11 protein-coding genes are annotated in these 7918 nt (G+C 34.0%); all 11 read left to right on the forward strand.

Features of this window, described 5'->3' with window-relative positions:
* Positions 1-181: 181 nt before the first annotated feature.
* The 11 genes from PBV87_RS05875 (at position 182) to PBV87_RS05920 (ending at position 7877) form a co-directional block, all read left to right on the forward strand.
* Complete coding sequence (locus PBV87_RS05875; protein WP_053985734.1) at positions 182-394, forward strand: FeoA family protein; 213 nt, start codon at positions 182-184, stop codon at positions 392-394.
* A gap of 11 nt (positions 395-405) precedes the next feature.
* On the forward strand, positions 406-624 hold the full coding sequence (locus tag PBV87_RS05880; RefSeq protein WP_053985733.1) for a FeoA family protein: 219 nt from the start codon (positions 406-408) through the stop codon (positions 622-624).
* A 12-nt stretch (positions 625-636) separates the two neighbouring features.
* Entirely contained in the window at positions 637-2838 is a 2202-nt protein-coding gene (feoB, locus tag PBV87_RS05885) for a ferrous iron transport protein B (RefSeq protein WP_271011497.1), read from the forward strand.
* Positions 2838-3254: a Fur family transcriptional regulator gene (locus PBV87_RS05890; RefSeq protein ID WP_271011498.1), complete on the forward strand. Its 417-nt coding sequence runs from the start codon at positions 2838-2840 to the stop codon at positions 3252-3254. Before feoB ends, PBV87_RS05890 begins: the two co-directional genes overlap by 1 nt.
* A 7-nt stretch (positions 3255-3261) precedes the next feature.
* On the forward strand, positions 3262-3420 hold the full coding sequence (locus PBV87_RS05895; RefSeq protein ID WP_207642821.1) for a FeoB-associated Cys-rich membrane protein: 159 nt from the start codon (positions 3262-3264) through the stop codon (positions 3418-3420).
* Between the two features lie 13 nt (positions 3421-3433).
* Entirely contained in the window at positions 3434-3793 is a 360-nt protein-coding gene (locus PBV87_RS05900; protein ID WP_271011499.1) for a metal-dependent transcriptional regulator, read from the forward strand.
* 351 nt (positions 3794-4144) lie between these two features.
* Positions 4145-4708 (forward strand): alkyl hydroperoxide reductase subunit C, encoded by a 564-nt coding sequence (ahpC, locus tag PBV87_RS05905; RefSeq protein WP_053985729.1) that lies wholly within the window; start codon positions 4145-4147, stop codon positions 4706-4708.
* Between the two features lie 121 nt (positions 4709-4829).
* Positions 4830-5813 carry an FAD-dependent oxidoreductase gene (locus PBV87_RS22840; protein ID WP_330680350.1) on the forward strand — a complete coding sequence of 328 codons (984 nt, stop codon included), beginning with the start codon at positions 4830-4832 and terminating at the stop codon, positions 5811-5813.
* Between the two features lie 105 nt (positions 5814-5918).
* Positions 5919-6500, forward strand: coding sequence for a thioredoxin family protein (locus tag PBV87_RS22845; RefSeq protein WP_330680351.1), 582 nt, complete (start codon positions 5919-5921; stop codon positions 6498-6500).
* Between the two features lie 365 nt (positions 6501-6865).
* Positions 6866-7417: a DUF3793 family protein gene (locus tag PBV87_RS05915; RefSeq protein WP_271011500.1), complete on the forward strand. Its 552-nt coding sequence runs from the start codon at positions 6866-6868 to the stop codon at positions 7415-7417.
* Between the two features lie 25 nt (positions 7418-7442).
* Positions 7443-7877, forward strand: coding sequence for a flavodoxin (locus tag PBV87_RS05920; RefSeq protein ID WP_053985726.1), 435 nt, complete (start codon positions 7443-7445; stop codon positions 7875-7877).
* Positions 7878-7918: the final 41 nt, after the last annotated feature.

Here is a 7918-nt window from a genome sequence, read left to right on the forward strand (position 1 = left end):
AGGAGAGATGAACTACTTAAGTAGTTCATCTCTCCTTTTTATATTAACGTGTTAAAGTTTGAAAAAAATATAAAAATGGTATAAATGATAAAATTTATCAATTAGTATATTGACTTCGGGTTAGTCTAGACTTACTATAAAAGTACGAAATTGAAAATTAATATCAAAAAGAGGTGGTGTTATGCCCTTGGCATTAGCTAGTTTGGGAGAGATTAGAACCATAGTAGGGTTCATAGGAAAGGATGAAATAAGGAAACATTTAAATAATCTAGGATTTATAAAGGGTGAGCAGGTACAAATTCTAGGAGAAAATCAAAGTGGAATGATAGTATTAGTCAAAGATGTAAGAGTGGCTTTAAATAAAGGACTTATGTCAAAAATTATGGTTGAATAGGAGGAAGAAAAATGACATTAAAAGAGCTTAAGCCTGGAGAAGAAGGTGTAGTTATAGGGCTAGGTACAAAGGGACCTATAAGAAGAAGACTTATGGATATGGGTGTAACACCGGGAGTAGCAATAAAGATTATTAAGGTTGCACCACTAGGTGACCCAATAGAAGTTAACATACGTGGATATGAACTGAGTATAAGAAAAGAAGAAGCAAGACAAATAGAAATTCAATAGGGGGATAGGGAGATGGCAATAACAATTGCATTAGCAGGCAATCCAAACTGTGGTAAGACCACACTTTTTAATGAATTAACGGGGGCTAAACAACATGTTGGGAATTGGCCTGGTGTTACAGTAGATAAAAAGCAAGGAACATATAAGAAGGATAAAGGTATTACAATTTTAGATTTACCAGGGACATATTCTTTGTCACCATATTCAGCTGAAGAAATTATTGCGAGAGACTACATTGTTAAGGAGAAGCCAGATGTAGTCATTAATATTGTAGATGGAACAAGTATTGAAAGGAATTTATATTTAAGCTTACAAATTGCAGAAACAAAGATCCCAATGGTAATGGCCATTAATATGATGGACGAAGTAGAAGCTAAGGGGGACAAAATAGACTTTAAGAAGCTTAGTGAACTTTGGGGAGGTATACCGATTATACCCATTGTAGCAAGAAGTGGAAAAGGTATTCATGAGCTTGTAGAGGCTGCTAAGCAAGTAGCAAAACAGACACAGCTAATAAAACGGTTAGATGTTTTTGATGAAGTAATAACACATGGTCTTGATAATATAGAAATGTTGTTAAGCCATTTAGATGAGAGGGAAAGGGAATGGACAGCAATCAAGCTCCTTGAAGGAGATGAGATTGTAACGCAGACTCTAGATAAGGCTTACAAAGCACAAATAGAGGCTGTTATCAAAGATCTTGAACAAGAAGAAACGTTAGATTTAGAATCTAAAATCGCAGATCTTAGATATCAATGGATTGGAAAAGTAGTTCATCAAACTGTTAAAAGAAAGTCTATTGGACACGTAGAAACAAAGTCAGATAAATTAGATAAAATACTTACCAATCGTATATTAGCACTGCCTATTTTCGCTGGAGTAATGTACTTATTATTCGCTTGTACTTTTAGTGAAAACTTCTTATTTATAGAAGGATTACCTAGTCCGGGTGTATGGCTTGCTGGTTTAGCCGAAAGTATATGGGAGACAATTAGTGGTGTTGTAGAGGGGTTAGTAGTCAGTGCATCCCCATGGGCAAGTTCTCTTGTAATGGATGGCATTATGGGAGGGATTGGAGCAGTTATAGGCTTTATTCCACTTGTACTTGTACTTTACATATTAATTTCTTTCTTAGAAGACAGTGGATATATGGCCAGAGTTGCCTTTGTGATGGATCGACTTTTTCGTAAATTTGGATTATCTGGAAGGTCTTTTATACCTCTTCTTATGGGGTTTGGGTGTGGAGTACCTGCGATCATGGCAACAAGGACGTTAGACTCAGAAAAAGATCGTAAGATTACAACAATGATTACTGGTTTTATGCCATGTGGTGCAAAGCTTCCTATCTTTGCAATGTTTGTTTCTATTTTCTTTTCAGACCAAAATAAAACATTAGTAACGTATTCAATCTATATGCTAAGTATTATCGTTGCTATTGTAGTTTCACTATTACTGAATAAGTTTGTATATAAATCAGGTACATCTAATTTTGTAATGGAGCTTCCTCAATATCGTATCCCAACTTTAAAAAGTATTGGAATTCATGGATGGGAGAAGGTTAAAGGCTTTGCAATAAAGGCAGGAACCATTATTCTTCTTTCAACAATTCTAATTTGGTTATTATCAAACTTTAATATAGATTCCTTTAATGGTGTAAATAAAGCTCAGAATGAAGATCAAAGTATTATGTGTGAAATGGATGAAAGCTTTTTAGCTTCAGTAGGAAATGTAGTTGCTCCAATATTCAAGCCATTAGGATTTGGAGAGTGGCGTCCGGCCGTTGGAATTGCAACAGGATGGATAGCGAAAGAGATGGTTGTTGTGACACTGTCTCAACTTTATGACGAAGATGTCACACCAGAATATTTAGAAAGCTACTTTGGTCAGTATAGTCCAGAGGAGTTGGAAGAAATAGGGTTTGAAGAAGGTATCTACAATGCAGAGAGAGCAGCAGACTTATATGCTGAAGTAATTTTATTTGAAGGTAATGATCAAAATGCATTGGCAACGTTAAAAAAGGATATTCCAACTAAAGCAGGAGCATATGCCTATATGATCTTCAACTTATTATGTATGCCTTGTTTTGCAGCTGTAGGAGCAATGAAGCGTGAACTTAAAACTTGGCGTGCTACAGGTGCAGCGATAGGCGTACAAATGCTAACAGCTTATGTTGTTGCACTTTTAGTTAATGTAATAGGAAGTGTTATGATCTAATGAAACAAGAAAAGCGAGAATGTATCATAGAGGCATTACGCGAGAAAGGACATCGTTTAACTTCACAAAGAAAGCTTATATTAGATGTCATTTTAGAAGATGAATGTTGTTCATGTAAAGAAATTCATTATAAAGTAATTAAAAAAGATCCAACTATTGGTATTGCAACAGTCTATAGAATGGTTAATACTCTTGAGGAATTGGGTGCTATTGATAGAAAAAACTTATATCATGTTTCTATAGAATCTTTAGAAGAAGACATATGTCCACAAATTGTCTTAGTAGATGAAAAACAAATTATACAATTAGATAAAGCAGAGTGGTATTGGATGCTTTTAGATTCACTTAAGTATAGAGGTTACCTAAAAGATGAATGTATATCTATCGTTATAAAAAAAGAATCTAGAAAGAAGTGAAATGAGTATGATTGATTATATAATAGGAATAGGTGTATTTAGCCTTGTATGTGTTATAGTTGTAAAACTTATTAATAGACATAAAAAAGGAGCACCTACAGGATGTGGCTGTGGATGTAGGGAGTGCCCAGTGGGAAAAACATGTAATACCAAGAGAAAAGTATGAAGGAGTAGAGATGATGAATCAAGCAGATAAAAGGTATTTAGAGGCTATTTACATCATCAGTATGAGACATGAACATACTCGAGCGGTTGATATTGCTAAGAAAGTTAAAGTAACAAGAGCCAGTGTAAGCCGTGCGATAAAAAGATTAGAAGAACAAAAGCTTATTTGTGTAGAAAATAAAAGTATTACTCTAACGAAGATAGGCTTAGAAAAAGCACGTAAGGTTTATTATAAGCAAGTATTGCTTGAACATTTTTTTGCTAAGGTTATTAATGTATCAGAAGAAGTTGCCCAAAAAGATGCAGAGGGTATCAAACATTATATAAGTGATGAGGTTTGTTTAAATATACAAAAGTTTTTATTAGACTGGTAAGTGAGAAATAATATCAATAAAGTTATTGATAACTGTTTTCAAAAAAGTATAATGATTATATCGCATATGACATACATTATATACGCATTACTAATAACCTCCATTGTTAGTAATCAAAGGCGCTAGCTATAACTAGCGCCTTTTTTTGTAAGAAAGTTATGTTTTCAATGATCTAAAACATAGCAGGAAAAGTATTATACTCTATCTGTATGCTAATAGAAATAAAGTGAATGAAAAATATAAAAATATACTTGACAAAACAGTAAATAAGAATTATTATTAGTTGTACAAATGATAACTAATATCAAAAAGAAATAAATATCAAGATTTATAATATAAAGGAGAATAGATATGTCATTAATTAATACAAGAGTTGAAGATTTTAAGGTACAAGCTTATCACAATGGAGCGTTCGTAGAGGTAACATCAGAATCTATTAAAGGACAATGGTCAGTATTTGTATTTTACCCAGCAGATTTTACATTTGTTTGTCCAACAGAATTAGGGGATTTAGCAGATCACTATGAAGAGTTCAAAAAAATTGGATGTGAAGTTTACTCTATTTCAACAGATACACATTTTGTGCATAAAGCATGGGCGGATGCTTCAGAAACAATTGGAAAAATCCAATATCCAATGTTAGCAGATCCAACAGCAAAACTTGCAAGAGCATTTGGCGTACTTATTGAAGAAGAAGGATTAGCTTTAAGAGGTTCATTTGTAATTAATCCAGAAGGACAAATCAAAGCTTATGAAATCCATGACAAAGGGATTGGTAGAAAAGCAGAAGAATTATTAAGAAAAGTACAAGCAGCTCAATTTGTTGCAGAACATGGAGATCAAGTTTGTCCAGCTAAATGGCAACCAGGTGCTGAAACTTTAACACCAAGTTTAGACTTAGTAGGTAAACTATAAGAATAAAATATGAGAAATGGATGAGGGGCTGTTAGATGAAACAGCCCCCTTATTTCACGATAAGATAAAAGACGCTATGAAGTTATATAGAGTACTACATAGATAAAAGGAGGATAGGAAAATGGATACTATTTATGATTTAATTATTATTGGAGGCGGTCCAGCAGGGCTTGCAGCAGCAATTTATGCAGGGAGAGCAAAATTAAAAACTCTTATTATTGAAAAAGATGAATGGGGTGGACAAGTAAATAAAACATATGAAGTGGCTAATTACCCAGGTGTTAGAGATGGAAAAGGGCCACATATGATGGAAGAAATGCGTAAGCAAGCACAAGACTTTAAGGTGAATTTTATGCGTGCAGAAGTAATGAATACACAACTTGAAAAGGATGTAAAAGTTATTCATACAGATAAGGGCGAACTTAAAACGTATGCACTCATTATTGCTACAGGTGCAAGTCCTAGAAAGTTAGGATTTAAAGGAGAGTGTGAGTTTACAGGTAGAGGTGTAGCTTATTGTTCAACTTGTGATGGCCAATTGTTTGAAGGACTTGAGGTTTTTGTTATTGGTGCAGGATTTGCAGCAGCAGAAGAAGCTATGTTCTTAACAAAGTATGCCAAAAAGGTTACGGTCATTGCCAGAGAACCAGAATTTACTTGTGCCAAGTCTATAGCAGATAAAGTACTTGCACATCCAAAAGTAGAAGTGATGTTTAATACAGAACTTACAGAAGTTGGTGGAGATGAGCTTTTAAACTATGCACATTTTATTAATAACCAGACACAGGAAAGATTTATGTATAAAGCAAATGAAATGGATGGTACATTTGGAGTCTTTGTCTTTGTTGGATATGCACCTCAAAGTGGTTTGTTTAAAGACGTGTTAGAGACAGATGAGTACGGTTATTTAAAGACGAATGAGCATATGGAAACAAGAATATCAGGTGTATATGTTGCAGGTGATTTAAGACTAAAACAATTACGTCAGATAGTAACAGCTGTTGCAGATGGTGCGATAGCGTCTACATCTGCCGAGAAGTATATCAGCAGCCTCAAAGAAAAGCTAGGAATCGTTACAGAGGAGGTAGAGGGAAATCAAGTATAAGTAAATGGAGCCAATCACTCTAATGCTATAGAAAAAATATCTAAACGTAGAAGCCAGTTATTAACAGATGCCTTATGTGAGCAAATAAAAGAGATTTTAAAACGTGTGGAAAAACAAGTAACACTCATAACCATTGTAGATGAGCAAAATCAAAAGTCTATTGAGCTAAGAGATCTTCTACTAGATTTAGCTGAGCTCGGTGAAAAAATTGAATGTAAAGTATATGCACGTGGAGAAAATAGTGAAGTAGAGCAAGCTATCCAGGCAGATAAATATCCGATTGTTGCCTTATTAAATGAAAAAGGCCAGTACAGTGGTGTCAAGTTCCACGGAGTACCTGGTGGACATGAACTCAATTCATTTATCCTAGCATTGTATAATTTAGGTGGACAAGGTCAGGCAATAACATCAGAGCAATTAGAGGTAATAAAAACATTAGATAAGCCAACTAATATTAAGATTTGTGTATCGTTATCTTGCCACTTGTGTCCAGATGTAGTAGTAAGTGCACAACGTATTGCAATAGAAAATGAATATGTAGAGGCAGAGATGATTGATCTAGCTAACTTTAAAGCAATCAAAGATGAATATAAGATTATGAGTGTACCAGCAATCATTATTAATGATGAAAAAGTATATTTTGGTGCTAAGAAGCTAGATGAGATTCTTAGTCTATTAAAGGATTAAGTGAGAAATAATATCAATAAATATATTGAAAGTTATTATCAATTATGCTATTCTAAGGGTGTACAAACATATGCAAAATATATTGAGATTATTAATACCTCCAGTATTAATAACGCTAAGTTAGGATGAGGAAGATTGCCCTCTTTCTTATCCAAGAAATTTGTGCAAATAATTAAACCAAGTTGTAAAAAGGAACAGTAGTCTATATGAGTGGATATAGACTACTGTTCCTTTTTTTGTGAATAAAAACATAAACTCTATTTTGTTAAATGAGAAAAAATATCAAAATGATTGACATTTTAATTGAGATGAATTATCATATTTAATATAAATGAAAATAGTTATCAAAATTAAGAGGTGGTAAAATGTCAGAAGAAATACTTGTAACACATTGTTCGCCAACACTTGCGGACATGAAAACAGGAAACTTATTTAATTGTAAATGTGATTCGGAATGTGAAGTTAAAGAGCAAATTGAACAATGGAATAAAGTATTAAACCCTAAAGGGGTAAGTATGACATTACTACGTACGATGAGAGACCGTGCTTTGGTATATGTATATCGCCCTAAGAGATTGGAGTTAGATATGAAAAGAGAAGAAGCACAGTGCTTTTTAAGAGATCAAGGTTATCAAAATCATTGCACAGATGCGTGCATCAAGCATTTAGCAACTAGACTCTGTAGTTGTGAGGAATTTCCACATGAAATAGGATTGTTTCTTGGGTATCCAATAGAGGATGTAAAAGGCTTCATTGAAAACAAAGGTAAGAATTGTAAATGTGTAGGCTATTGGAAGGTTTATTTTGATGAACAAGAAGCGCAAAGAACTTTTGAAAAATATAGAAGATGTACGAAGATTTATCGTAGAAAATTACAAGAAGGACGTTCAGTAGAGCGGCTTACTGTAAGTGCTTGAGAATGTTATAGAAAGGTTGGAAAGTATGAATAAAATTGCAATCGTTTATTGGAGTGGAACAGGTAATACAAAGGAAATGGCAAAATTAATAGCAGAAGGTGCTGTTAGTGAGGGATCTCAAGTAACCTTATATGAACCAATGGAATTTGGTGCAGAGCTTATTAAAGAATATGATGTAGTTGCTTTTGGATGTCCAGCTATGGGTGCAGAGGAACTTGAAGAAATTGAATTTGCACCTCTATTTGAGCATTGCAAAGACAGTCTAGTGGATAAAAAAATTGCATTATTTGGTTCCTATGGTTGGGGAGATGGTGAATGGATGCAAACTTGGGAGGAAGCATGCGATACAATAGGGGCTCACTTAGTAGTAGATAGCCTTATTATTAATGGTGAACCAGATGATGAAGGTAAAGAAGCATGTTTAGAAATGGGTAGAAGAATTGCCTACAATACTATATAGTTTTAAATAAGAGAATGTGATAAGAAAAAGCCTAGACTTAC

Origin of the sequence: Holtiella tumoricola, from assembly GCF_027857615.1 — a bacterium.
GTDB classification, from domain to species: domain Bacteria; phylum Bacillota; class Clostridia; order Lachnospirales; family Cellulosilyticaceae; genus Holtiella; species Holtiella tumoricola.